This window comes from Paraburkholderia sp. RL18-085-BIA-A (genome assembly GCF_046027075.1).
Taxonomy (GTDB): domain Bacteria; phylum Pseudomonadota; class Gammaproteobacteria; order Burkholderiales; family Burkholderiaceae; genus Paraburkholderia.
Genome location: NZ_JARESU010000017.1, coordinates 99,577 through 124,285 on the forward strand (window position 1 = coordinate 99,577; position 24,709 = coordinate 124,285).

General features: G+C 66.0%; 18 protein-coding genes. 9 read left to right on the plus strand and 9 right to left on the minus strand.

The features are described from left to right. Positions 1-69: 69 nt before the first annotated feature. Positions 70-1,650 (minus strand): MFS transporter, encoded by a 1,581-nt coding sequence (locus P0D89_RS14815; RefSeq protein WP_408376856.1) that lies wholly within the window; start codon positions 1,648-1,650, stop codon positions 70-72. Between the two features lie 109 nt (positions 1,651-1,759). Between P0D89_RS14815 and P0D89_RS14820 the strand changes: the two genes are divergently transcribed. The 3 genes from P0D89_RS14820 to P0D89_RS14830 all read left to right on the plus strand — a co-directional run bounded on the left by P0D89_RS14820 (position 1,760) and on the right by P0D89_RS14830 (position 4,910). Beyond that, entirely contained in the window at positions 1,760-2,647 is an 888-nt protein-coding gene (locus P0D89_RS14820; RefSeq protein WP_408376857.1) for a LysR family transcriptional regulator, read from the plus strand. Positions 2,648-2,812: 165 nt separating this feature from the next. Beyond that, a complete protein-coding gene (locus P0D89_RS14825) occupies positions 2,813-3,427 on the plus strand; it encodes a hypothetical protein (RefSeq protein ID WP_408376858.1) in 615 nt (204 codons plus the stop codon). 130 nt (positions 3,428-3,557) lie between these two features. Then, on the plus strand, positions 3,558-4,910 hold the full coding sequence (locus tag P0D89_RS14830; protein ID WP_408376859.1) for a DUF2325 domain-containing protein: 1,353 nt from the start codon (positions 3,558-3,560) through the stop codon (positions 4,908-4,910). Between the two features lie 30 nt (positions 4,911-4,940). Here the strand turns inward: P0D89_RS14830 and P0D89_RS14835 are convergent, their stop codons facing one another. From P0D89_RS14835 to P0D89_RS14845, 3 genes are all read right to left on the minus strand, one after another. Further along, positions 4,941-5,351: a winged helix-turn-helix domain-containing protein gene (locus P0D89_RS14835; protein WP_408367624.1), complete on the minus strand. Its 411-nt coding sequence runs from the start codon at positions 5,349-5,351 to the stop codon at positions 4,941-4,943. Positions 5,352-5,390: 39 nt separating this feature from the next. Then, entirely contained in the window at positions 5,391-5,924 is a 534-nt protein-coding gene (locus tag P0D89_RS14840) for a nitrogen fixation protein NifQ (RefSeq protein WP_408376886.1), read from the minus strand. Between the two features lie 177 nt (positions 5,925-6,101). After that, on the minus strand, positions 6,102-6,590 hold the full coding sequence (locus tag P0D89_RS14845) for a molybdopterin-dependent oxidoreductase (protein ID WP_408376861.1): 489 nt from the start codon (positions 6,588-6,590) through the stop codon (positions 6,102-6,104). Positions 6,591-6,760: 170 nt separating this feature from the next. Between P0D89_RS14845 and P0D89_RS14850 the strand changes: the two genes are divergently transcribed. From P0D89_RS14850 to P0D89_RS14860, 3 genes are all read left to right on the plus strand, one after another. Further along, entirely contained in the window at positions 6,761-7,687 is a 927-nt protein-coding gene (locus P0D89_RS14850; protein ID WP_408376862.1) for an NHL repeat-containing protein, read from the plus strand. Positions 7,688-7,789: 102 nt separating this feature from the next. Then, entirely contained in the window at positions 7,790-8,668 is an 879-nt protein-coding gene (locus P0D89_RS14855) for an extracellular solute-binding protein (protein WP_408376864.1), read from the plus strand. Between the two features lie 3 nt (positions 8,669-8,671). Further along, on the plus strand, positions 8,672-10,537 hold the full coding sequence (locus P0D89_RS14860; protein WP_408376866.1) for an ABC transporter ATP-binding protein/permease: 1,866 nt from the start codon (positions 8,672-8,674) through the stop codon (positions 10,535-10,537). Here the strand turns inward: P0D89_RS14860 and P0D89_RS14865 are convergent. The 3 genes from P0D89_RS14865 to P0D89_RS14875 all read right to left on the minus strand — a co-directional run bounded on the left by P0D89_RS14865 (position 10,534) and on the right by P0D89_RS14875 (position 13,984). Beyond that, positions 10,534-11,973 carry a nicotinate phosphoribosyltransferase gene (locus P0D89_RS14865; protein ID WP_408367614.1) on the minus strand — a complete coding sequence of 480 codons (1,440 nt, stop codon included), beginning with the start codon at positions 11,971-11,973 and terminating at the stop codon, positions 10,534-10,536. The genes P0D89_RS14860 and P0D89_RS14865 overlap by 4 nt on opposite strands. Positions 11,974-12,401: 428 nt before the next feature. Beyond that, positions 12,402-13,604 (minus strand): CpaE/TadZ family protein, encoded by a 1,203-nt coding sequence (locus tag P0D89_RS14870; protein WP_408376868.1) that lies wholly within the window; start codon positions 13,602-13,604, stop codon positions 12,402-12,404. 68 nt (positions 13,605-13,672) lie between these two features. Then, positions 13,673-13,984, minus strand: coding sequence for a hypothetical protein (locus P0D89_RS14875; protein WP_408367610.1), 312 nt, complete (start codon positions 13,982-13,984; stop codon positions 13,673-13,675). 1,328 nt (positions 13,985-15,312) lie between these two features. Between P0D89_RS14875 and P0D89_RS14880 the strand changes: the two genes are divergently transcribed. The 3 genes from P0D89_RS14880 to P0D89_RS14890 all read left to right on the plus strand — a co-directional run bounded on the left by P0D89_RS14880 (position 15,313) and on the right by P0D89_RS14890 (position 20,454). After that, positions 15,313-16,752, plus strand: coding sequence for a sigma 54-interacting transcriptional regulator (locus P0D89_RS14880; protein WP_408367608.1), 1,440 nt, complete (start codon positions 15,313-15,315; stop codon positions 16,750-16,752). A gap of 115 nt (positions 16,753-16,867) precedes the next feature. After that, positions 16,868-17,224 (plus strand): NIPSNAP family protein, encoded by a 357-nt coding sequence (locus P0D89_RS14885; RefSeq protein WP_408367606.1) that lies wholly within the window; start codon positions 16,868-16,870, stop codon positions 17,222-17,224. Between the two features lie 563 nt (positions 17,225-17,787). Next, entirely contained in the window at positions 17,788-20,454 is a 2,667-nt protein-coding gene (locus tag P0D89_RS14890) for a mechanosensitive ion channel family protein (RefSeq protein WP_408376870.1), read from the plus strand. 163 nt (positions 20,455-20,617) lie between these two features. On the opposite strand, the gene P0D89_RS14895 is transcribed toward P0D89_RS14890, so the two are convergent. Both P0D89_RS14895 and P0D89_RS14900 read right to left on the minus strand, forming a co-directional pair. After that, positions 20,618-22,894 (minus strand): ATP-dependent DNA helicase, encoded by a 2,277-nt coding sequence (locus P0D89_RS14895; RefSeq protein WP_408376872.1) that lies wholly within the window; start codon positions 22,892-22,894, stop codon positions 20,618-20,620. Further along, the gene (locus P0D89_RS14900; RefSeq protein ID WP_408376874.1) at positions 22,891-24,666 is read right to left on the minus strand and encodes a VRR-NUC domain-containing protein; all 1,776 of its coding nucleotides are present in this window, start codon (positions 24,664-24,666) and stop codon (positions 22,891-22,893) included. The genes P0D89_RS14895 and P0D89_RS14900 overlap by 4 nt, the downstream gene beginning before the upstream one ends. Between the last annotated feature and the right edge of the window lie 43 nt (positions 24,667-24,709).

Here is a 24,709-nt window from a genome sequence, read left to right on the forward strand (position 1 = left end):
TATCCGCAAGTACTCGACGGCGGGAATGCAGCACGATAGCGGAAAACGGCGCTCACGGGCAACGCAAACTCACGATCCGTCCGACCCCGCACCAAGTACCCGCCGCACTTGAGCTCTGCCGGCCAGCAACCACACGCCAGCGGCGACCGACGCCGCGACGAGCGCCGCCACGCGAAGCGCGGCGGCAAACCCATCGGCGAAACTCGCGTGCGCGGCCGCTGTCAGCGCAGCCCCCAGCACGGGCGGCAGATGGGCGGTTGCCTGCGCGGTGTCGCCGGCCAGCACGCGCGACATGAAGCCTGCGTCGAGTGCGGCTTTCACGCCGGGCGTCAATGGGACGGCTGCGATAAAAGCCGCGTGCGTGCGCGCCGCGAGCACCGCGCCGAGCACCCCGACCGAGGTGACGATCGCCGTGAAGCGCGTCGTCGTGCTGACACCGGACGCCATGCCGGTCCGCTCCGACGGCACGCACGCCATGATGGCCTTCTGCGTATCGCCGTTCAGCATTCCCGCGCCCAGCCCCGTCACGATCATGCCGAGCGCGACCCACACGTAGCGCTCGCCCTGGGCCACCGACGCGGTCAGCAGGTTGCCGAATGCGATCAGCAGCAAGGATGCGGACAGCAACGTCATCGCCGAAAAGCGCTTGCCAAGCGCCGCGCCGATGTACGGCCCCACCACCATCGCCAGCGCGAACGGCAGCATGCCGACACCCGCCGCCACCGGCGACAGACCGAACGCGTTCTGCAAATACAACGGCAAGAAGGTCATCATCACCTGTGCGCACGCGGCGTAGCCGAACATCGCGAGCACCGCGGCGACGAAGCGCGCTTGCCGGAACAACGCGAGATCGATCATTGCGTGCGCCCGGACCCGCTGCACCTGGATGAACGCGCCGAACAGCAGCGCGCACGCGACGAGTCTCGCGCCCGTGGTCCAGCTCGCGAGGCCGTGCGCCGGCAGTTCGATCAACGCCCAGATGCCGAGCGCGAGCGCGACGCCGAACAGCAGGCTGCCGGCGGCATCGAGCGGACCGCGCGCAGGATTACGCGACTCGCGCAGCGCACGCGACGCACACCACGCGAGCACCGCGCACACGGGCAGATTGAGCAGAAAGATCCAGCGCCAGCCGAACCATTGCGTGATGACACCGCCGACCAGCGGCGCCACCGTGGTCGCCACGCCCATGCAGGTCCCCCACACGGCCCAGGCCCGCGCGCGTGCGGGTCCGTCGTGAAAGGTGTGTGCGATCACGGCGAGCGCGGCGGTCAGCAGCATCGCAGCGCCCACGCCCTTGACCGCGCGCGCGACGTTCAGCACGACCGCCGAACCCGCAACGCCGCAACCGAGCGACGCGATGAAGAACACCATGAGTCCCAGCAGCAGCATCTTCTTGCGGCCGACGCGATCGGCGAGCGCGCCCGCGGGCAGCAGACACGCGGCGAAGGCGACCATATACGCGCTGACGACCCATTCGACATCGGCGAAACTCGCGTGGAACGAGCGTGCGATCGACGGCAGCGAGACGGCCACGACATTGGTGTCCAGCACGATTAGCGCGCAGGTGGCGGACGCAGTGGCGAGCACGAACGCCGAATTAGCGGCCGGCTGCTGCGCGGGCGCTGTGCGACTGGTAGAGACGGATGACATGCGGGCAGGCGGGGACGATTCGAAGTTTCGTCATGGTAGCGATACGCCTATTACCTGTCATTGCCATAAAATCACAAAATAATTAACTTTTTCGGCAATACAAAAAATCATGCGGCAACTCGAACTTCGCCATATCCACGCCTTCGTTTGCGTCGCAAAACAATTGCATTTCTCGCGCGCCGCCGACGAACTGGGCATCGCCGCGCCGTCGCTGACCAAGCTGATCCAGGAAGCCGAACGCCTGCTCGGCGTGCGGCTCTTTCATCGCACCAAGCGCTCCGTGGCACTGAGCGCGGCGGGCAGCGCGTATCTCGCCGAGGTGCTCATCGCGCTCGACCATCTGGCGCGCGCCGGGGAGCGCGCGGTGCTGGCCGAACGCGGCGAACTGGGGCGGATCGAAGTCGGCTATGTGGCGTCGGCGGTCTATGCGGGCGTGTTGCAACGGGCGGTCGGCGGCTTTCGCGGCACGCATCAGGGGGTCGACATTTCGATTCGCGAAGTGCCGATGGACAACGTCGCCGCGATGCTGCGCGACGGCCTGCTCGACGCGGCCTATGTGCGCCCGCCCATGCCTGCGGCCGACGGCATTCAGGCGGCCACGGTGCACCGCGACCGGTTCGTCCTCGCACTGCCGGCCGATTGCCCGCTCGCGTCCTACGCGAGCATCCGGTCCGCGCAGTTGCGCGACCAGTGTTTCGTGCTGCCGGAGCAGGAGGCCGGCACCTTCGAAGTGGCGCGGCGGGGCCGTTTTTCTGCCCGGTTCGGGCCGCGCCCAGGCACCCTCGCGGCGGTGCTGGCCTGTGTGTCGCTCGGTGGCTACGTGGCCGTGGTGCCGCATACGCTGGCCGATTGCATCACGCTGCCGGGGGTCGTGTACCGCGACATCGCCGGTCAGCCGATCGCCTCGGAGATTGCGATCGCCTTCCGCAAATACGAGCGGGCGCCCGCCGTCAACGCATTTCTGAAGTACGCGCGGAGCGCCAAAGGCCACGCATAGCCCATGCATAAACGCCGCGTCGCAAGCCGTGGTTCAACACGCGCGCCGCCTTTCGTTATATCCTGTCGGATATCACGGTAGGCTTCGTGGCTTGCGCAAGGGCCGCCCTTCGGGCGTTTGCGCCACGCGCGACGAAGCAAAACGAGCCAGCAGGAGCCAGTAGCAGTGCGCAGTCGATCCCCTTTGTCCGATCTCGTGGAACGCGGTCAACACTTCGCGACCGATATCTCGTCGACCCTCGTCGCGGTGAAGGCGGCGTCCGAGCGCGGGCGCGCCGAATCGATCCGCGATGTCGTCGATGCGTATCGGCGCCTGTACGGCAGCGTGCAGCGCTTCGTCGCGATGCTCACCGGCGATCGGCTGAATCTGGCGTCGGTCGGTACGTCGGGCTCGCACTCGCTGCACCAGTTGCTGTCGATCCTCGCGGAGCACGCGGGAGCGGCGGGCTTCGCGCGTCTGCGCGAACTGAAGGCTGCGATCAACGAAGCGCGCTCGGCGGAACAACTGCGCGACGCGATCTTCTCCGACGCGCTCAGCAACGATGTGCCCGCGCTGCGCAAGGTGGTGGCGGAACTCGAACGGCTCGACGCCGCGTTTATCGGCCTGTGCGTCGGCCATGTGCTGGAACAGCACGCCCGTACGCCGGGCAGCGAAATGGCCGCGCCTCCCGCCACGGCTGCGGCCGCCAGCCGGTGCGCCATCGCGCGAAGCACGGCTCTAGCCGCAGCCAATCCGGACAAAGCGCGCAGCACGCCCATCCTCGTCAGCTCAACCGACTAATTCGTCATTGCCGCACATGAACGCTTTCTCCTGCCCACCGTTATATCTATTCGAATACATCGCTAGCCGTACTCCCGCTGCGAGCATGCGCGTTCAGCGCGCCTGACACCGTCCCGGATTCGAGATCGCCATGCACACGCCCCCGTTCCGCCTTGCCCAACCCTCGCGTCTGAAACTGTCCGGAGACGAGCTTGCCGGTGCCGGCATCCGCGCCGCCGACCCTTGCTGCACGCCCGCGCAGGCAGCGCCTCTGAGCCGCACACGGCGCGTGCGCCTTTCCGAACTCGATGCGCATCTTCATTGCTCGATCATCGGGACCTGTCTGAGCACGCACGAGTTGCGCAAGCTGCTGCCCAAATTCACACCCCTCGACCGGCGCGACGCCAGCGACCTGGAGATTCATCATTGCGCGGTCGAGCTGGCGATCGAAGGCGGCCCAGGCGCCAAGGCGCTGCAAAAGCTGCTCGACGAGCACTACGCGGGTGCGATCCGCCGTTTCGACAAGGCCGCGGACGACGTCGACCTGCTCAAGCTCTGGAACGAAGCGCTGAAAAACGGCGACATTCCGCCGGCCTACTGGGCGTTGATGACGCATCCGTTCGCGACCATGCCGGTGCGCCAGAAAGCGTTCGGCGAATTGCACATGCTGTCGCATCTGGTGGGCGCGGCGAATCGCGCGGATATTCGCCGCCTGGTTGCACTGGAAGAAGAAAACGCGGCGCTCAAGGAGAAAGTCGAGCGGCAGCAGAGTCGCTTGCAGGAACTCAGCATGCAGCGCGACGCGTCGAGCGCCGCGCTGAACGAGCGCATCGCGCAACTCACCGCCCACACATCCCGGCCGATGCCTGCCGATGCCGCAGGACTCGAAGCAGAAGCACAACGGCTGCGCGACAAACTGGCCGACGCGGATCAGCGTGTCGCGTTGCATACCAGCCGTCGCGAGGCCGCCGAGCAACGTACGCTGCAGGAACAGGACGCCGCGCGCGCGTTGCGCGAGAGCCGCGATCGGGCGCTGACGCTGCTCAAGCTGGTGCAGAGCGAATGCGATACGCTGGAACGCGCGACCGTCGATGCGGCAGACCCCGCCAGTGACGCCGGTGCGCGCCGCGCGAGCCTCGAGCACGTGCGCGGCAAACGAATCGTGTACGTGGGCGGCCGGCCCGGCTCGAACGCCGCGCTCAAACGAGTGGTGGAAGCGGCCCGCGGCGAGCTGGTAGTGCACGACGGCGGCGTGGAAGATCGCAAGGGGCTGCTCGCGGCCGCGTTGCCGGGTGCGGATATCGTCGTGTTTCCGGTGGACTGCATCGACCACGATTCGATGAACACGCTCAAACGGATCTGCGAGCGGCATCAGATCGACTACCACCCGCTGCGCACAGCGAGTGTGGCGAGCTTCGTCGAATTGATGGCCCGCCTGCACCCGGAGCATCTCGCTCAACTCGGCAATCCGCCGCCTTCGGCGTTTTGCATCCGGCACGGCTGAGCGCCAGAAGCGCAAGCGAGGAGCCGCCGCTCAGGAACGGATCAGCCGGGTCAGCTCGGTGATCTGCTTCGCGCAACTGCGCCGGGCTTCGTCCTCGACATCGCGATACAGGCGGATGATGGTCTCGCCGACCGGCGTGAGCGTGCAGCCGCCGCCGGCTTGACCGCCCTGTTCCGATTGCGTGGCGGGCGACTTGAGCGAGCGGTTCAGTTCGTCGATCAAGAGCCACGCGCGCCGGTACGACATGTCGAGACTGCGCGCCGCCGCCGAGATCGAGCCGTATTCGCGCACCGCTTCAAGCAGATCGACTTTGCCCGGTCCGAGCGCGACCGCGTCGCCGCTACGAATGCGCATTCGGAAGCGCACTTCGGGGCGCGTCTTCGCGGATTTTTTCGCTGGTGTGGATTTGGTTTTTGCGGTGTCAGCCATGCGCGAAAGCATACACGAACCATCTCGCGCTGCCACCTGGCCGAACGGCCTTCAGCGGCCGTGCGGGAAGCAATGGCCGTAGTCCTCGCAGCCGGGACAACCCGGCGCGGGACCAGGCTGCACGCCCAACGAAAGCGCGCGTTGCGCGGCGAGGAATTTCTTCCACCGCAAGTTGGCGACATTCAGCGCGACGAGCGTCGGGAAATAGCGCGTCAACATCCACGTGACTTCTTCGCGGCCGGCAAGCCCGAGGTCGCGCCATAAGTGGTCGGGGCGCAGGCACGCGTGCGCGATGATCGTGGCGATGCAGTGCGCGTCGTCCGCGTGGACGGCGGCGCTTGCGTGGGTGAGCAGCAGTGCGTGAAGCGTGTGGACGAAGCTGGCGTTAATGTCCAAGCTGACCGCGAGCGGCAATGCGGGCGCAGCCGCGCGCGTGAAATGCCACGCCAGCAACCCGCGCCACTCGCGCGGCTGCAAGCCGAGCAACGCAAGTTCGTCATGCGCGTCGCGTGCGGCGATCAGCTTGGCGAACAGCCGGGTGTCGACGCAAGACGCGTCCGTTGCCAGGCTCAGCCATTTGTTCATGCATGCGGCAATTTGCGGGTCGAGCGGCAACTGCAACGGTTCGGCGCCGGAGTCGCCCAGGCCGCCAGCCGGTGCAGCATCGGCGGCATGAACGGCATTTGCAAGCGGATCGTCAGACATGGCGGCAACGCGATGAGCAATAACCGACCATCTTACGCCCCACGCGTCCACGCCACCTTAAGCGGATGGCGTCAGCACACGCGCCTCGATGCGCGCCAGCCGTTTGACGTGACGCGGGGCGGGCAGGATGTCCGAGCCGGAAAACAGGATCGGCGCGCCCTCGTCCGCGTCGAGCATGCGGCCACCGCATTCATAGGCGACCAGCACGTTCTCGCCGATCGGCGTATTGAACAGCTCGTGCCACGAAAACGTCACGACATAGCCATCCTGCCCGACCGCGATGAACACCGTGCGCTTGAACTCGCCCGGCACCTCGTTCGGCAGGCCGGCCTCCACGATCAAGGTCGTCAGTCGCACGCCGCGATACGCATCGACGCTGCGAATGAAGCGGTTGGTCGTGTAGCAGCGCAGATCGAACGGCGTGGCCATGAAGCTTTCGTAACGCTTCAGTTGTTCGAGGCTGAAAGACAGCGGCCGCTGAAACCGCCCGCTCAGCAAGAGCGCGCCGTCCACTGCGGCCTCGGCCATCATATTCACACTTTCCATACGCGGTTATCTCCAGCATCGGCGCTCAGGCGCCCTGTTCAATCGCTATGTCCGTGCGTATATTACGCTGCGCCGGCCGCATCGGTGCCGAACTGCGTCGATACACACTATATCGCCAGCGATATCGGCCACTGCGCCGGCCTCGTCTTTCGCGCCGTTCAGGAGAAACCATGCGCCTCTCACCCGCCCTGTGCCGCACCACCCGCCTCGCCTTCGCCGCCTGCGGCCTGGCTGCCGCGCTGGCCGGTTGCGGCGGCGACGAACTCACAGTCGCACCGCAACGTATTGCGCTCAGCGCGTCGCCGAATGGCATCGCGGTGCGCGCGTCGGACGGCGCGGCATTCATCACCGGCGATCAAACGAGCAGTGTGCTCTCGTCGCCCGACGCCCGTACTTTCGCGCACTACGCCAGCGTGCCGACGGTGGCCGGCCAGTCGAACAGCCTGAGTCAGTTGAGCTTCACCGACGACGGCACGCTGATGATCGAGCGCTTCGGCTTCGGCACGGCGAGCGCCGTGTTCAGCATCTCCGGCAAAGATACCGTCGCGGCATTGAGCGGCCCCGATCCAGCGCGGCGCCGCCTCGGTCTGATTTCGATCAGCTCGAATCGCCTGCTGTCGACGTGGTTCATCAAAAGCGGCAGCAATCCTGCGCAAGGCGGCCTGACCCTGATCACTTACGACTTGAATGCTCACACCGCGGTCGAGCGCGATCTGCTGACGGGGCTCGGCAAGCCGGTCGGCGTCGCGGTGTCGGGTGACACCGTGTATGTGTCGGACCAGGCCAACAACGACATCGTGAAAGCGAGTTTGAGCGCGCTGCTCGGCGCATCGCAAGCCGTCACACCCAGCGCAACGTTCGTGCAGATCAGCAGCCCCGACCTGACGGCCATCGACCCCCACGGCACGCTCTACACCAAATGCAATGCCACCGGCCTGTGCCGGATCGCGCAGGACGGCACCATCAGCGTGGTGGCAAACGACTTTCAGGACGCACGCGGCGTCGCCGTCGACGCGCCACGCGGCAGGCTGTATGCGATCGACCGCGCAGGCAGTACTGGCGGCACCAGCTACGTGCGGATCTTCCCGCTGAACTGACAAGATTGACACGATGGGCACGATACCGACGTCGTCGTCATCCAGCGCGCAACGCGGTAACGTCGTAATATAGCGCCCTTAATAACGTATCGGGGTTATCGCATGATTCGCAAGCTGCTCGCTTCTCTCGTGGTCGTCACCGGCATCGTGACGACCGGGCCCGCCTTCGCACAGGACAACACGGTCAACGTGCTGTACGCCGGCTCGCTCGTCAACCTGATGGAGCGCAGCATCGGCCCCGCGTTCGAGAAAGCCACCGGCCAGCAGTTCCGCGGCTATGCGGCGGGTTCGAACAAGATCGCCAATGAGATCAAGGGCAAGCTGCGGCGCGGCGACGTGTTCATCAGCGCGAGTCCGACAGTGAACAGCAGCCTGATGGGCGACGCGAACGGCAACCACGTCACGTGGTATGTGAATTTCGCCGAATCGCCGTTGATGATCGGCTATAACCCGCAGAGCAAATTCGCGTCGCAGTTCAAGAGCAAGCGCTGGGACCAGGTGCTGCAGCAGCCGGGCATCCGTATCGGCCGGACCGATCCGAAGCTCGATCCGAAGGGCGCGTTCACCGTCGAAATGATGACCAAGGCGGCCGAGCTCTATCATCAGCCCGACCTCGTCGAGAAGACGCTGGGCGCCGCCGAAAATCCCGAGCAGGTTCTGCCCGAGGAAACGCTGGTGGGCCGCCTGCAATCCGGCCAGCTCGACGCCGGCTTTTTCTATTCGACCGAAACGTCCGACCTGAAGATTCCGGCACTCCGCCCCGCGCCTGAATTGCAGGCCAAGGCGACCTATACGCTGACGGTCCTCGGCGACGCGCCGAACCACGGTGGCGCGGTCAGCTTCGTCGATTTCCTGCTGAGCGAGCAAGGCCGCGCGCTGCTCAAGCAGCACGGCGTGGACGTGATCAAACCCACCGTGAGCGGCAACCTGCAGGCGATGCCGCCTTCGGTGCAGGCCGTGATCGACGCCGCGGCGCAATAAGCGATGAAGCGCGCCGCTGCGCGACCGCTGCTGTGGCTGGCGGCGCTGCTGGCCGTCTATCTGTGCGCTCCGTTCGTCGCGAGCGTGCCGCAACTCGGCGCGGCGGATTGGGCGAACGTCGACTGGCGCGCGACGTGGTCGGCGGTCGGCGTGTCGGCGGCGAGCGCCACGGTGGCCTCGCTCGTGATCCTGCTCGGCGGCGTGCCGCTCGGTTATTTTCTGGCGCGCGCGAGTTCACGCAAGATGGCGCTGCTCGGCTTCGTCGTGCAGTTGCCGCTCGCGCTGCCGCCGCTCACGAGCGGCGTGCTGCTGCTGTTTCTGCTCGGCCCGTATAGCGGAATCGGCCGCCTCACCGGCGGCGCGCTGACGGACTCGTTCGCCGGCATCGTGCTGGCGGAGGTCTTCGTGGCCGCGCCGTTTCTGATCATCGCCGCGAAGTCCGCGTTCACCGCCGTCGACCCGGTGCTCGACGACGTCGCCGCGACGCTCGGCCATCATGCGGGCAGCCGCTTCTTCCGCGTAATGCTGCCGGTGGCGTGGCCGGCGATTCGCGCCGGACTCGCTCTTGCATGGCTGCGCGCGTTCGGCGAATTCGGCGCGACCGTGATGGTCGCGTATCACCCGTACTCGCTGCCGGTCTACACGTACGTGGTGTTCGGCGGTCAGGGGCTGCCGGCGATGATGCCCTTGCTGTTGCCCACGCTCGCGATCGCGATCGTCTGCGCGGCTTTGTCGATTTACAGCCTTCGGCAAAAGCCTGCGGCCGACCAGACCGAAAACGGCGACGACGTGCTGGAACCCGCCACCAATCTCACCGCGAGCCGCGGCGACGCCAGCGATCTCCGCCTCGCGTTCCATCTGCGGCGCCAGTTGGGCGCGTTCGACCTCGACATCGCGTGGACGCCTGCCACACGGCGGCTCGCGATCATCGGGCCGTCGGGCTCGGGCAAATCGCTGGCGCTGCGTCTGATCGCGGGGCTCGAATCGAACGCGTCGAGCAGCGTCCAGCTCGGCTCGACCGGGCTGGATACGCTGCCGCCCGAGCGTCGCCAGATCGGCTATATGCCGCAAGACTACGGCCTCTTTCCGCACATGAGCGTGGCGCGCCAACTGTCGTTTCCCGTCGACGCCGATGCCGCCAGCGCGCGTTACTGGCTCGATCATCTGGGCCTCGCGCCGCTGGTCGGGCGGCTGCCGCATCAGCTGTCATTCGGTCAGCGGCAGCGGGTGGCGCTCGCGCGTGCGTTGACGCGGCATAGCGAACTGCTGCTGTTCGACGAACCGTTCGCCGCGCTGGATACGCCGCGCCGGCGTCTGTTGCAGCAATCGTTGAGGGCGTTGCAGCGCGAAATCGCCGCGGTGACGATCATCGTCACGCACGATCCGGACGAAGCTGCGTTGCTGGCCGATGAGGTGCTGGTCGTCGAACAGGGGCGCGTGTTGCAGGCGGGCTTTATCGCTGACGTGTTCGAGAGGCCGGCTTCGATGCGCGTGGCCGCCCTGCTCGGTCTGCATAACGTCGGCGAAGGGTCGATGAACGCAGCGGGCCAGGTGGAGATCAGCCACGGCTTGGCGGTCGGCGCGGGTGAAGGCAAATGCGTAAGCGGACAGGGTATGGATCTCGCCGCGGGCCAGCGCGTCATGTGGCGCGTGTCGTCGCATGCGTTGGCCGTCGCGTCGCAAGGCGCGCATGCGGGCGTGGTCGAGGCGGTCGAATTGCGGCGCGGCGAGCGCTATGTTCGCGTGAATATCGCCGGGGTGCGCTTCGACATGGCTAGTGAAGATGCCGGCTTGCGCGAGGGCGCGCCGTGCCGGATCGATATCCGCGCGGCGGGCGTGACGGTGTGGCCCGCGGGCGGTCCGCGCTAGACTTCGCCCGCGTGCGCGCGGCTCCTGATCTCCGCGAGCGATACGTCAACCAGCAACCTGCCGGAATCGAACACCGTCACCAGCGCGTCTTCCCATTCGCCCCGCTCGTCCTGCCCGCCCGCGGTGGGCAGCGTCACCGACCGGTACTCGCCCGTGCGGCGATTCACCAGCAGCGTCAACCGGCCTTTCATCGAGCGCTTGCCGGCGTCCGTGACCGGGTCCTTGTGCACATCGTGCCACTTGTCGCCGAGGCGGATCGCGGAGCACTTCATCGCGAAGCGCTGCGTATCGCGGTTGATCTGCTGCAACAGCGCGCCGCCCATGCCGAACACGATGTTGTCGGCCGCGAAACCGGCCTCGTCCATTGCGGCGAGAATCGCCTCGATCGAATCCGGATTCACGCCGTCGCCCTGAATCACGCGCACGTTGTTGAGCACGCGCCGCCCTTTGCTGTTCACCACCGAGCCGAACGATGCATCGAGCGCGCGCAACGTCTGCAACACAATCGTGCGCGGGTCGCCGGAGTCCGGCCGGATCACCAGCGTGCCGCCGGAATCGAGCACCGCCTGCTTCAACTCGGTGCCCCACACGTCGAGCGCGGCGAATAGATCGTAGGAGTCGGACACCACCGAGACGATCGCACCCGGCCTGCCGAAGCGCGCAATCATATTTCGGAACGCGTCGGTTTCGCGTTCGCGGCCCCACGACGTGATCGTGCTGTGCTCGGCCGCCGGCACGGAAAACGCCGCCATGGCTTCGTTGTAGTAGTGGTTCGCGGCCACCACCCCGAGCACGGTGTCCGAACCCATGAAACTGACCAGATGCGCGGCGCCGCCGATCGCCGCCGACTCCGCGCTCGACACCCCGCGTGCGCCGAAGTCGTGCAGCTTGAACGGCAATTGCGTGAGGTCGTCGCTACTCTTTTGCAGGTACGCGCGGATCGTTTTGCGCAGATGCCAGCTTTGCGTCGCCACCGTGATCGGATACCACACGCGCATCAGCATGGTCTCCAGATACGAAGCCAGCCAGAACACCTGCGGATCGTCGCATTCGACCGTGACCAGCACGTTGTGCGTCGGCACCACCGAGCCTTCCGGCACAGCGCGAATCCGCACCGGCAGATAGCCGCCGCGCTGTTCGACCACGTAGCGCCAGCCCGCCTCGTTGAACGGCTCGCCGTGCGCGAGGAAAAACGTTTTGGCCTCGTCGATCATGGGGGCCGTGACCGGACGGCACAGATACTCCTTGATCAGCATTTGCAGGCCGAAGAACAGCGTGCGGTCGTAGCGGCCGCCGCGCGACTCGATGTACGAGAACATCGCCGACGCTTCGGGCGGATATTGCAGATAGTGCGACGCCTTGTACGAATCCGTGTTGAGGATCGGATTGGACAGGATCGAAGCGATGTCGTTAAGACCGCGGGTCATGTTCGGCATGGACGAGGCTGCGCTCAGGTGATTTTCTCGAAGGGCAAGCGGACGGACTGCGTGCCTTAACCATACACCGTCAAAATACGCCGGGAAGCACCCGGAACCGTACCTTGTTGCGGTACACGCGGTAGTGCTCGTCGCGTCCGACGGCAGCTTCTCCCCAGGCACGATGCGCCTCACCTACAGTGCGAACTGGCAGCCGTAGACGATCATGTTCTGGATGCCGAAATTCACCAGCAGAGAGTCACTGTCCAACAGGAAGCAGTCAAGGTACATCGGATGGCGCCCGAACCGGTATGCTCCGCGCGATACGACGCCGCAATCGGCCGGCGGGATGCCGAACGAGCGGCGCAGCGCCGCCTTCGCGAACAGCTACCGGACCGCACGGAATGCGTCACGAGTGATCCGCCGCGGGGGCTGGCACGTGGACAGACTCAAATCCCCGGCTTCAATTGCGGCGGCAGGTTCGGCCACGTCGTCAACAACCGGCCGATCATGCTTTTACGGCGCTCGGCAGCCGCCGGCAACAGCATACCGGCGAGCAGACCGATGCCTTGCGCGAGCGCGCTGTCGCGGGCCAGCGTCACGAGCGGCACGCCTCGGCTGAGCGCGTCGTTGACCTGCTTGTCGTCGCGCGGCAACTGATGCGCGACTTTCGCGCCAAGCGTTTTTTCCAGCATCGGCAGATTGATCTGCGCATTCTTGTCGTACTGATTGACCACCACGCGCACCTTGCTGGCCGGATAGCCCAATTCCCTGAAGATGTCGAGCATGCGGCGTCCGCCGTGCAGATAAAGCGGGTTCTGCCGCACGACCATGCAAATCGCGTCGCTGTGATCGAGTGCGTGGATCGTCAGCGCGTTGAGGCTCGCGCCGACATCGATCAGCACCGCGTCATAGCGCTCGCGCACCAGCGCGAGAATCGGCTCCAACTGCGCCGGCAGCAACGCGGCGGCCTTGAGCGGATCGCCCGCGCCCGCCAGCACGTCCAGGTTCGCGTGCACGGGCATCAAGCACGAATCGAGCAACGCGGCGTCGAGCCGCTCGATCTGCGAGCACAGATCGGCGAGGGTCGTCGGCGGCGGCCGGTCGACCATCAGCAGGCTCGCGTCGGCGAATTGCTGGCTCAGATCGATCAGCAGCACGCGCCGGTCGCGCTGCCCGGCGAGCGAACAGGCGAGATTGACGGCGACCATCGTCGTGCCGCTGCCGCCCTTGCTCGACGTAAGCGCCACGACCCGTCCCGCGCGGCGGCCTGGCGCGTTTTTCTTCGCGTCGATCCGGGTCAGCGCCGCCGTAACCGTCTGCGAGTCGAGCGGCCATGACAGGACGTGCTGCACGCCGATGCGCAGCGCCGCGCCCAGCAACGCGGTGGACGGCGCCGGTGTCACCAGTATGCAATGCAGCGCCGGCCAGCACCCAAGCGCTTCTTCGATGCCGCCGAGTTCGCGCGTGTTCAGATTCGAGTCGTCGACGATCAGCAGATCGGCGCTGCGGATCACGCGCGAATGCGCGTGCAGTTGCCGGAGCGTGCCGTACACCGTGCGCAGCCGGTAGCGCACGCCGCTCTCTTCCAGCCGCGCGACGATGTGCTGCGCGTGTTCGGTACTGGCGGCAATCAGGAAGATGTCGATCATGTCGGGTCTCCGCCGGTCTGCCTCCGCCGGGTGGGCCAAGCCACGTCGACTACGGTCGACGCTCGGAATTATTCTTCGAAATCGAACGGGTAAATCCACTCGCCGCGGTCGCCGTTCCGTTCCGGACTGCGTTCCGGGGTGCGTTCGCGCTGCACCGGCATCTCGTAGACCGCGTCGCGCAACCCGTCGCGCTGCAACTCGGCCTGCGCTCCGCGCTCGAGCGTCCCGGCGATCACCAGCGTCAGCAGATCGGGCGCCGGTGCCGCGAACAGCGCGGCCGGCGCGGCAACGTGCCGGCGGTAGCGAAACCCGGTTGCACCCATGGCGGCTCGATGGTCCAACCGCGCTGCGTCGATCGGCTCACGAATCAGCTTTTTCATGACATCCCCCGAAAAATGGGCCAGGCCCTGGCCACGTCAAGGTGGCCGTGCCCGCGCAACCGCGCGGACACGGCACCCAGTTCACTTCATAACTCGTCTCTCTACGGAGACTAGCGGCCTCTCCTCGCTTCTTCGCGCCCGGCCGGTCCTGTCCGTGCGCTGTCCCTTCGTTGTTCAGTCCGTCGCTCGCAAACAGCATGAACATCGCGAGCGCGCAACCTGTCGTTATTGCGCTCCCCTTCGCGTCCGTCGGTAAAAAACGGAAAAAGCGGCTCGATCAATTTTTTACGTCGTCCGGTTATGAATGGCCGATATCGCTATCCATCACTCATCCGCTTTTTAATTCGACGTCCGTTTTATTGACCCCGCCACCGCCTCGCAACGCACATTGGCTTCCCCGGCCATGCTCGCGAAGCGTTCGTTTGCCGCCGGTCTGCTTTTTTCACCGTATGCCCCGTGGTGCTTTGAACCGGGCGGCAACGCATTCTTTTGCTGCGCAGACCTTATTGCAACGGCTATGCCATGTTCCCGAAAACCCATGAGCAGCCACGCCTTGCGCTGCGTTGCACTCAGGCTTGACGCGTTTCGCATCGCACATTGATTCGTTCATGACACGCGAATGGGATGGCCTCCTGGCACGGCCGAAACTCCGTTGCCGCGGCCCGAACCCGCGTCAGGCGGCGCGCGCCGCGCCCGGCCACGCAATGCGCCTCGGCCCGGTCGAAATTGCCGTCCCGCCGATCCGCCGCGCCCCGTTCGCCAGGCCATGCCGAATATGTAGCAGACTTGAGACACGCTCCATCGAGATCTGCGAATCCGCGCCGGCTTAACCCCAGCGCGAATTGCATGGTTATGTTGGATGCCTCGCATAACGGGGATTGACCAAACGTTTATTAATCGGCCATACCGACACCATTTCGCGAAAATGCTTTCTTGATCCATATTTGTTTGTATGGCGCTCTCAGGCGCTTTCGCTTATCTTTAAGCCATTGCGCCAATTAGAGCGCCTGTTTCAGGTCACCGAGGCAAGAAACGGTTTTGTGATTCGGGGAAAAGTCCTCTGGCGGTTTCAGTAATGAACGCTGTTGCCGCTACCGGTCCAACGTGTAGCATCTCGCGGTTTGCGCCGCCCGCTCCATGCCCCCGCCATTGCAGCTACTGAAGCGTCGTCGCCGGGCTGCCACAGCCGGTCCCGAACATCCGCAAGCCGCACCCGATCCGTGCAAACGGGCGTGGCGCGGTTTGCCTGACTGAAGGTCGGCGTTGCCCGCCGGTGTGTCCTCTATGTCGAACAGCAGTCCTGAGAGCAGCATTGAACCGGGGGTAACATGACTACGCCTTGCACGCCTGTCGACACTGAGCGCACCGTGTTGTACGTGTCGAACTCGCCCGATCAGAAGCTCGTCGAGTTTCTCGCGGCGTCCGGCTGGCAAGCCGTGCACGCGAAAAGCACGGCAGCCGCCGAACGCCTGATCGAGCGCGGCAACATCAAGGTCGGTCTCGTGCAACTGCCCGACGACTGCACGTCGCAGCATCTGTCCGCGCTCGCATCATGCATGCGGCGCGCCGAAACCAACTGGGTCGCGCAGATCGTGCCGGGGCAGACGGAAGACGAACTGATCAGCCGCTTCATCCTCGATTACTGCTTCGATTTCGTCACGCGGCCCTGGCTGAACGACCGGCTGATGTTCGCGCTCGGCCATGCGCATGGACTGTCGAGCCTGCGTCAGGCCCGCGTCACGCCGGAGCCGTCGCTCGGCCGGCACGGCATGGTCGGCCAGTGCGAGCCGATGCAGCAGCTCTACCGGCGCATCGACAAATGCGGCGTGACCAACGCGCCGGTGTTCGTCGCCGGCGAGTCGGGCACCGGCAAGGAGCTGACCGCTCGTGCGATTCACGAGCGCTCGCCGCGCGCCGGCCGCGCGTTTGTGGCAATCAATTGCGCGGCGATTCCGCCGAGCCTGCTGCAAGCCGAGCTGTTCGGCCACGAACGCGGCGCTTTCACCGGCGCGCTGCAACGCAAGATCGGCCGGATCGAAAGCGCGCACGAGGGCACCCTCTTTCTCGATGAAATCGGCGACATGCCGCACGAATGCCAGGCAGTCCTGCTGCGGTTTTTGCAGGAGGGCACGATCGAGCGGCTGGGCGGCAGCGGGCCGATCCATGTCGACGTGCGCGTGATCTCGGCGACTCACGTCGATCTGGACAAGGGGGTCGAGGACGGCCGTTTCCGCTCCGACCTGTATCACCGCCTGTGCGTGCTGCGCCTCGTCGAGCCGCCGTTGCGCGAGCGCGGCGGCGACATCAAGCTGCTAGCCAACTACGCGCTCAGCATGTACCGGCAAGATGGCGCGCGCAAACTGCGCGGTCTGTCGAGCGACGCGATCGTCGCGATGTCGAACTATCAGTGGCCGGGCAACGTGCGCGAGCTGATCAACTGCGTGCGGCGCGCGGTCGTGATGAGCGAAGGCCGCTTCATCACCGCGAGCGATCTCGGCTTGCCCGAAGCGGACAACGGCCCGGCGGTGACGCTCGCGGAAATCCGCAGCAAGGCGGAAAAGAACGCGATCGAACACGCGCTGCAGCGCCACGGCTACAAGCTGTCCGAAGCGGCCGCCGAACTCGGCATTTCGCGCGCGACGCTATACCGTTTGATGCACGCGAACCGGCTGCATCAGGAGCCGGCCGGCGGACGCGCGTCGAACCCGAACGGCGGCGGCACGGATGCCGGCGACGAGGGGCAGCGGCAAGCGCCTTCGCTGGTGTGAGCGGGCGGAGTGCGCCAGGCATTGCACACTTCATCACGCGGTGAAACATCGCAACCGGAGGGCGGCCATACTGGCCCCCAAGCGTTCATCCCTGGACGCAACCGGGAGCTTGCATATGGCGATCACCTGCTTTATCCGCTATCAGATCGACCCGTTCCAGCGCGACGCCTTCGACGAGTATGCGCGTAACTGGGGCCGCATTATTCCGCGCTGCGGCGGTCATCTGGTCGGCTACTTCCTGCCGCACGAAGGCACCAACGACATCGCGTGGGGTTTGATCGCGTTCGACAGCCTCGCGGCTTATGAGGCCTATCGGGCGAGGCTGCGCGCCGACGCCGAGGCGCTCGATAACTTCAGGCTCGCGCAGACGAAGCGCTTCATTCTGCGCGAAGAGCGCACGTTTACCGAAGTGGTTGAAGGGACGTTCGGCGTTGCGCCGGCTGGGACGATGGGCGCGATGGGCACGGCGTGATTGTGGTTGCGCGGTTGGCGCGGCGTTGCGCTGTCGCTCCAGCCGTTCGGTAAATCGCCCAAACGGAGCTGATGCACGGCTCTCCGCTAGCGGAAACACCGCCCGCCGCCGCACTGGGTTGCATCGCCGTCGACATGTTTTTTCGGCGTTTTCAGGCCAAGCGACGCCTGAAACACAATCGGCACGAAACGCGAAAGCTCGTCGAAAAGCGCGTCGGCGACTCGCGTGACTCGTGCCGCGTGCCCTCCACGCCCTCGCCTGCCGCGCGCGACCGTGCCCGACGCACGCCCGCGATGCCGCCCCCGCCGACTGGCAAGCTTCCCGCTACCCTCTGAACCCGGAAGTTGGCTTCAGCCGCCCCGCGTCGGTTATTGTTACGGGTTACGCTGACAACGCCACGCTCACGCATCGCGCAACCGCCCTTAACCGGTATTGGGGCCGCATCCGGCGGCCGCGCCAGCGGAACTTGTACGATAGACCCGTGTCGGTTCATGGCCACGCCGCCGAACGCATCCACGCGTTTCGGCACAATTGTCCGCACCTGGTACCCCGCCTTACACCCTATGCGCAAAATATTCCACGTCTGGTTTTTCATTCTTCTCATTTTGGGCGCCGCGCCGGCCGTAGCCGTCGATGCCGTACAAGCCGCCCCCACAGCCCCCGCGTCCGGTAACGCGGTCAGCCTGACGCCCGCGCAGGCTCGCGACGCGCTCGCCGTGCTCAACGACCCGAAACGCCGCGCGCAAGTCGCCGATACGCTGCAGGCGATCGCCGCCGCCGGCGCGCTGAGCGCGCCGCCCGCCGCTTCGGCAGCCGGGCCGGCGTCAGCCCCGGCGGCGGCCAGCGGCGCTGCCGCGCTCGTCCCCGCCGCTTTCACGTCGAACGGGCTCGCGTCGCAATTGGCCCGCCAGGGCGCGCATTGGGTCATGCATCTCGGCAAGTCCCTGCGCGGTTCCGTGGCCGCGCTGCTCGACCTCGCGTCGGTGCGCGCGTGGTGGAACTGGCAATTGAGCAACCCGCATGCGCGCGCCGTGCTGGTCAACGTCGTGTGGTCGCTGCTGGCCGCGCTGGCGCCCGCCCTCGTGCTGGAATGGCTCGCGCGGCGCGTGTTGCGCCGCGCCTATCAGGCGCTCGCCGCACGCCACGAACGGAACGAACCGGAGATGGACGGCGCGCGAGAGGCCGCTGCGCCTGTCGACACTGCGCCGCCGTCCCGCACGCCGGGCGCCGCGCCGCCGCTGCCGCCGCTGCCGACCGGGCCCGTGCCGCCGGTGCTGGAAGCTGAAGCTCAGGCCGTCGCCGCCGCTCCGGTTCCCGCTGCCGCTAAAGACAAAGACATTGAAGCCCAGGGCAAACGCAACGCCACACATCACTGGACGCTGCTGCAACGCCTGCCGCGCGCGCTGCTGGTCACCTTGCTGCGGCTGGTGCCGCTCGCGGTGTTCGTCGGCGCGGCGAGCGCGCTGCTGTCGATCTTCACCACCGGCGGCACGCCGCAAGACCGCGCGATCGACTCGCTGATCGACATCTACGCACTGAGCCGCGTGATCGCGATCATCGGCAGCTTCTTTCTGCAGCCCACCGCGCCGCGCCTGCGCCTGGTGCGGATGGGCGACGCGTGGGCCGTGTTCGTGCAACGCTGGATCGTGCGGATCGTCAGCGTGGCGGGCGCCGGTGTGGCGCTCGCCGAAGTCGCGCAATCGCTCGGTCTGAACGACGCCGCGCATCTCGCGCTGTTGAAGGTGGTCGCGCTCGCCGGTCACGTGATGATCTCGATCCTGGTCCTGCAGTGCGCGAGGCCGGTCGGCGATCGGATCCGCGCGCGCTTCGCGAAGCGCGACTCGCTGGAAATGTTCGGCAATGCGCTCGCCGATGCCTGGGCGTGGTTCACGGTCGTCATCGTGATGGCGCTGTGGTTCGTGTGGGCCTTCGACGTGCAGAACGGCTATCACGCGCTCGTGCATATCGGCGGGTGGACGCTGGCAGTCCTGGTGGGCGCGCGGCTCGCGTCGATCGTGATCTTCGGTGCGCTGGCCCGGCTCTTTCACGTGCAGGACGAGCCGGAGAAGTCGCTCGTGCATCAGCACGCGTACCGCTACTACCCGCTGCTGCGGCGCGTGATCGGCTGGGTGATCGGCATCGTCACCGCGTTCGCGCTGTTGCAGGTGTGGGGCGTCGACGTCGTCGACCTGTTCCGCGCCGGCACGATCGGCCACCGGCTCGCGTCGGCGCTCGCCACCATTGGCGTGGCCGCGGTCGTCGCGCTGATCGTTTGGGAAGTCGTCAATGTGACGGTCGAACGGCGGCTGAACAGCTGGACCACGAGCGGCGATCTGATGCGCGCCGCGCGCCTGCGCACCCTGCTGCCGATGCTGCGCAGCGCGCTCTTCTGCGTGATCGCGCTGGTGGTGGTGCTGACCGGCCTGAGCGAACTCGGCGTGAACATCGGGCCGCTGCTGGCGGGCGCGAGTATCTTCGGCGTCGCGCTCGGTTTCGGCTCGCAAAAGCTGGTGCAGGATTTCATCACCGGCATTTTTCTGCTGATGGAAAACGCGATGCAGGTCGGCGACTGGGTCACAATGGCGGGCGTATCGGGCACCGTCGAATATCTGTCGATCCGCACCGTGCGGCTGCGCGGCAGCGACGGGTCGCTGTTCACCGTGCCGTTCAGTTCGGTGTCGACGGTGAACAACACGAATCGCGGGCTCGGCAATGCGGCGGTGCGGGTCAATATCGTGTTCGGCCAGGACGTCGATCTGGCGATCAATACGCTGAAGGAAATCGGCGCCGCGCTGCGCGAGGACGAAAAGTTCAAGGACGGCATTCTGTCGGACTTCGCGTTCTGGGGAGTGGATGCGGTGGACGGCTCGGCCGTCACGCTGGCCGGCCAGATGCAGTGCCGCGACACCGCGCGCTGGGGCGTGCAGCGCGAATTCAACCGGCGCATCGTCGACCGGTTCCGCGAAGGCGGTATCGAGATCGCGAATCCGCAGCGCCATCTGCTGACATGGGACCCGGAAAGCGAGGCGGCCAGAATTGAAGCCGATGAACGGTCCTGGCCGGCGTCGAAGGACACGCTCACGCCAACCTCGCCCGCCGACGATGCTTCGCGGAGCACCGCGACGCGTAAAGGCGACGCGCCGGTCGAAGATCAGATTCCGGTCGATCCCAAGCCTGCGGGTGGTCCGGGAACGCCTGGCAATCCGGTGACGACTTCGCCGCACGAGTGAAGCGACGCGCGCGACCGACGTTCTGCGGCCACACGCGGTAACGCGCGCTAGCCCTGCGCCCGCGCGTAGCGATGCGATGCGATGCGCAGCCCGCCGCGTCATGCAATTGCGCAACGCACAGCGCGCGAAGTACAACGCGTCAACCTGTGAAACATCAGCGCCGCTACCGCACCTGCCACCAGCGCGGCAACAACCGCCGCACCTCGGGCCGCCGGTACCGGTCGTCGATCAGATGCACGACGCCCTGATCCTGCTCCGTGCGGATCACGCGCCCGGCGGCCTGCACCACCTTCTGCAAGCCCGGATACAGATACATGTAGTCGTAGCCGTTGCCGAACCTGGCGTCCATCGTGCGGCGCATCTGCTCGTTGACGTCGTTCATCTGCGGCAAGCCGAGCGTGGCGATGAACGCGCCGATCAACTGCTGGCCGACCAGATCGACGCCTTCCGCAAACGCGCCGCCGAGCACCGCAAACCCCACGCCCTGATGCATGGTCCGAAAGCGTGCGAGAAACGCGTCGCGCGCGGCTTCGTCCATGCCGGGCTCCTGAGTCCAGACCGGCAAATCCGGATGCCGCTCACGCATCAACTCGACCACCTGTTGCAGGTACTCGAAACTGCTCAGGAACCCCAGGTAATTGCCGGGTTGCGCCGCATACTGCTTCGCGATCAGATCGACGATCGGCGCCAGCGAGCGCTCGCGGTCGCGCCAGCGCGTCGATACATTGCCGGCCACGCGCACCTGCAACTGTTCCGCGCGAAACGGCCCTTCCACGTCGAGCCATTGCGTCTGCTCTGGAAGCCCCAGGGTGTCGCGATAGAAATGGTGCGGGCTGAGCGTGCCGGAGAACATCACGGTGGTGCGCGCAGCCGCATAGCGCGTCGCGAGAAACGGCGCCGGGATCACGTTGCGCACGCATAGCGTGGCGCTGGTCTTGTCGCGCGGCGCGTAACGGTCGGTGGTAAGCGTCACGTCGAAAATCGAATGTTCGCCGAACTGCTCGGCCAGCGCGACAAAATGCATCGCGTCGAAGAAAAAGCGCAGCGACGCTTCGTCGATCGAAAGCGGCGCTTCGGCGAGCTGATCCGTGACCGCGCCGATCAGGTTCTGCGCCGCCGTCAGCAGTTTGCCGGGCACGTCGGCATAGACCTGATACGTGTCGGTCTGCGCGCGTTTGAGCGCACTCCATTCGCGCTGCAAGCGTTCGAGCGGCTTGCGCAAACTGGCCGGCGCAGTCTTGCGCGCGAGCCTGAACGCCGCCTGATCGAGCGACGCCGTGTACATCCGCCGCGCGCGGTCGAGCAGATTGTGCGCCTCGTCGACCAGCACGCCGACGCGCCACTGATTGATCTGCGTGAGCGCGTAAAGCATCGCGCTGCCGTCGTAGTAGTAGTTGTAATCTCCGATTACGACGTCGGCCCAGCGCGCCAGTTCCTGAGCCAGATAGTACGGACAGACCTCGTGCGCGAGCGCCGCTGCGCGCACCGCCGCGCGATCGAGACGCGGCCCCGCCAGCGCCGCGCTGCGGGCCGCGTCGAGCCGGTCGTAGAAGCCGCGCGCGAGCGGACACGACTCGCCGTTGCACGCTTTGTCGGGATGCTCGCAGGCTTTGTCGCGCGCGACCAGCTCCAGCGTTCTCAACGGCAACGGCGCACCGCGCGACGCGGCGCTTTGGTGCAGCGTTTCGATCGCGCCGAGCGCGAGCGAGCGGCCCGGCGTCTTCGCGGTCAGGAAGAACACCCGGTCGATCTGCTGTGCCCCAAACGCCTTGAGCAGCGGGAAAATCGTCGCGAGGGTCTTGCCGATACCGGTGGGCGCTTGCGCCATCAACGGCTTGCCGTCTCGCGCCGCGCGATACACCGACACCGCCAGTTCGCGCTGCCCGCTGCGAAACTGCCCATGCGGAAACTGCAACGCACCGAGCGCGGCGTTGCGCGCGGCGCAATGCGCCTCTTCCTGCACCGCCCAATCGAGAAAGCGTTCGCATTGCTCGACGAAGAAAATCTCCAGTTCGCGCGCGGTATGCGTTTGCGTCAACAGCGTTTCCTTCTGACTGCCGATCTCGAAGTACACCAGCGCAACCGTCAATTCGGCGAGCCCGCGCGCGCGGCACAGCAGATGACCATACACCAGCGCCTGCGCCCAATGCAGCGCGCGGTGATTGGCGGGCATCCGCTCCAGATCGCCGCGATGCGTCTTGACCTCTTCGAGACGGTTGGCGGCCGGATCGTAGCCGTCGGCGCGTCCGCGCACTGTCAGACCCCGATGCGTGCCCGTCAGCGTGATTTCGCTTTCGTAGCCGCTCGCGCGCCGCCCGGCGACCGTTACGTGACCGGCCATGCCTTCCAGCGAGGTTGGCGCGGGTGTGAAGCGCAGATCCAGATCGCCGCGTCTCGCGGTGAACTCGCACATCGCGCGCACGGCCACCACGTAGGTCATGCCGCTGCCCCAGTGCCGATCGTTGCGATGGTCTGCGCCATGGCTTCAGGTTCCAGGAGCGCTTCTTCAGCCCACCGCACGTCGAGCACCCGCACCGGCATCCCATGCTGCGCGCAGTACGCGAGCCAGCGAATCTGATTGTCCTGCAAGCGATCGCCGGGGCCCTTCACTTCGATCAGCTCATAGCGGCGTTCGGCCGGCCAGAAGCGGATCAGGTCCGGCAAGCCCGAACGGTTGCCGCGAATATCGCGCAGCAGACGCTCGAACCACAGCCTCAGATGCGCGGCGGGCAAACAGTCGAGCGCCATTGCGATGAGTTCCGGCGTAAGCAGCCCCCAGAAGACGAACGGCGATTGCAGCCCTGCCTTGCTGCGCAGATGCCGCAGAATCGTCTCGCGATAGACGCCGCTATCGAGTTGCGCAAGACACGCGGCGAACTGTTCCGCGCGGCGCGCGTGAAAATCCGGCGCGTGCAGATCGGCCGGGCCGCGCTGGAACGGATGAAAAAACGCGCCGGGCAGCGCCGCGAAAACCGGCTCCCAACACAGCAAGCCGAACAGCGAGTTGATCAGCGCGTTTTCGACGTAGTGCACCGGCGCGGCCTCGCATGTCAAATGATCACGCGCGACGTATTCGACCGCTTGCGGCGTCTCGGGCTTCGGCAACACCAGCGTGCTGCGCTCGACCGGCCGAGCGGCCGGCAAGCGTTGCGCCGGTTCGCCGCGCTTGCGCCGCAAACGCGGCAACATGCGCGCGATGCGCTGCGCCTCTTCTTCGCTTTCCGGCGCGACGGCTGCTTGCGAGGCCAGCGCGAAGGCTTCGTCGAAGCGCTCGCTGCGTTCGAGCACTCGCATGCGTCGGTGGCGCGCGCCGGGCCACGCGCAGCCTTCATAAACAGCGAGCGCGGCGCTCCAGTCCTGGCGACGCTCGCAATCCTGGCCGATACGGAACAGCAATTTCGCGCGACGCGTTTCGAGCCACGGGTTCGCGGTTTCGATCGCGGCGACGGTGGCGACGAGTTCTTCGTGCGCCGTCGCGGCGCCGTCGATGGAAAGCCACTCCAGTGCTTCGCGGCACGCATGCAGCGCGAGATAGGCGTCGATGTCCGCGCGTTGCTGGAACGCGCGCGACGACGGTGAGAACGCCACCTTTTCGTACTGGAACACGCCGAGATCGGCGAGCACGAACTCCGACCAGTCTTGCTGCAAGTTGCCGAAGAACATCAGACGCAGCCGTTCGCAAAGCGGCGCAATGACGACGTGAAGGACGCGGTCCGTGGTCTGCGCATGCCATACGGAAAGTGGGCGCTGCGGTCCGCTTTGTGCCTCGCTATTGCCTGCATAAAACGGTCGCAACGTTTCAAGCGGATCCGGCTTGCGCAAGCTCTTTGCACCGGGAATCAACACAAGGGCTTCCGCGAATATCTCCAGCAACTGGGCGCGTGTGCTGAGCGCGAACAGATCGTCGAGTGTGAGGGCCGGTTCGGTATCGATCCAGCCGAGCGCCGCCATCGGCGCGGCCGCCTGCAACGGACAGCCGATCTCGTCATAGGACAGACGGCTCGCGCGAAACAGCGTGCCTTTGCGCATCAGCATGCGCACGAGCAGCGCCCGCGATACGGGTGGCAAGCCTGCGAACGCGTCGATGAACGCATGCTCCTGCGCGTCCATCAGATCGTCGTAACGCGTGGCGAGCCACGCCAGCGCGCGCTCGAAATTCTGTAGATAGTAAGGGACGTCAGAGCGGAAATCTGACCGAGCATCATTTGCCACGGGCTTGTGCATAGACTGTATGTTTATACAGTGATGATAGCAA

Excerpts from the sequence above, each read along its gene's own strand:
- P0D89_RS14815 (WP_408376856.1), bottom strand. The coding sequence starts at position 1,650 with ATGTCATCCGTCTCTACCAGTCGCACAGCGCCCGCGCAGCAGCCGGCC.
- P0D89_RS14820 (WP_408376857.1), top strand. The coding sequence starts at position 1,760 with ATGCGGCAACTCGAACTTCGCCATATCCACGCCTTCGTTTGCGTCGCA.
- P0D89_RS14830 (WP_408376859.1), top strand. The coding sequence starts at position 3,558 with ATGCACACGCCCCCGTTCCGCCTTGCCCAACCCTCGCGTCTGAAACTG.
- P0D89_RS14835 (WP_408367624.1), bottom strand. The coding sequence starts at position 5,351 with ATGCTTTCGCGCATGGCTGACACCGCAAAAACCAAATCCACACCAGCG.
- P0D89_RS14840 (WP_408376886.1), bottom strand. The coding sequence starts at position 5,924 with ATGAACAAATGGCTGAGCCTGGCAACGGACGCGTCTTGCGTCGACACC.
- P0D89_RS14845 (WP_408376861.1), bottom strand. The coding sequence starts at position 6,590 with ATGGAAAGTGTGAATATGATGGCCGAGGCCGCAGTGGACGGCGCGCTC.
- P0D89_RS14850 (WP_408376862.1), top strand. The coding sequence starts at position 6,761 with ATGCGCCTCTCACCCGCCCTGTGCCGCACCACCCGCCTCGCCTTCGCC.
- P0D89_RS14855 (WP_408376864.1), top strand. The coding sequence starts at position 7,790 with ATGATTCGCAAGCTGCTCGCTTCTCTCGTGGTCGTCACCGGCATCGTG.
- P0D89_RS14860 (WP_408376866.1), top strand. The coding sequence starts at position 8,672 with ATGAAGCGCGCCGCTGCGCGACCGCTGCTGTGGCTGGCGGCGCTGCTG.
- P0D89_RS14865 (WP_408367614.1), bottom strand. The coding sequence starts at position 11,973 with ATGCCGAACATGACCCGCGGTCTTAACGACATCGCTTCGATCCTGTCC.
- P0D89_RS14870 (WP_408376868.1), bottom strand. The coding sequence starts at position 13,604 with ATGATCGACATCTTCCTGATTGCCGCCAGTACCGAACACGCGCAGCAC.
- P0D89_RS14875 (WP_408367610.1), bottom strand. The coding sequence starts at position 13,984 with ATGAAAAAGCTGATTCGTGAGCCGATCGACGCAGCGCGGTTGGACCAT.
- P0D89_RS14880 (WP_408367608.1), top strand. The coding sequence starts at position 15,313 with ATGACTACGCCTTGCACGCCTGTCGACACTGAGCGCACCGTGTTGTAC.
- P0D89_RS14885 (WP_408367606.1), top strand. The coding sequence starts at position 16,868 with ATGGCGATCACCTGCTTTATCCGCTATCAGATCGACCCGTTCCAGCGC.
- P0D89_RS14890 (WP_408376870.1), top strand. The coding sequence starts at position 17,788 with ATGCGCAAAATATTCCACGTCTGGTTTTTCATTCTTCTCATTTTGGGC.
- P0D89_RS14895 (WP_408376872.1), bottom strand. The coding sequence starts at position 22,894 with ATGACCTACGTGGTGGCCGTGCGCGCGATGTGCGAGTTCACCGCGAGA.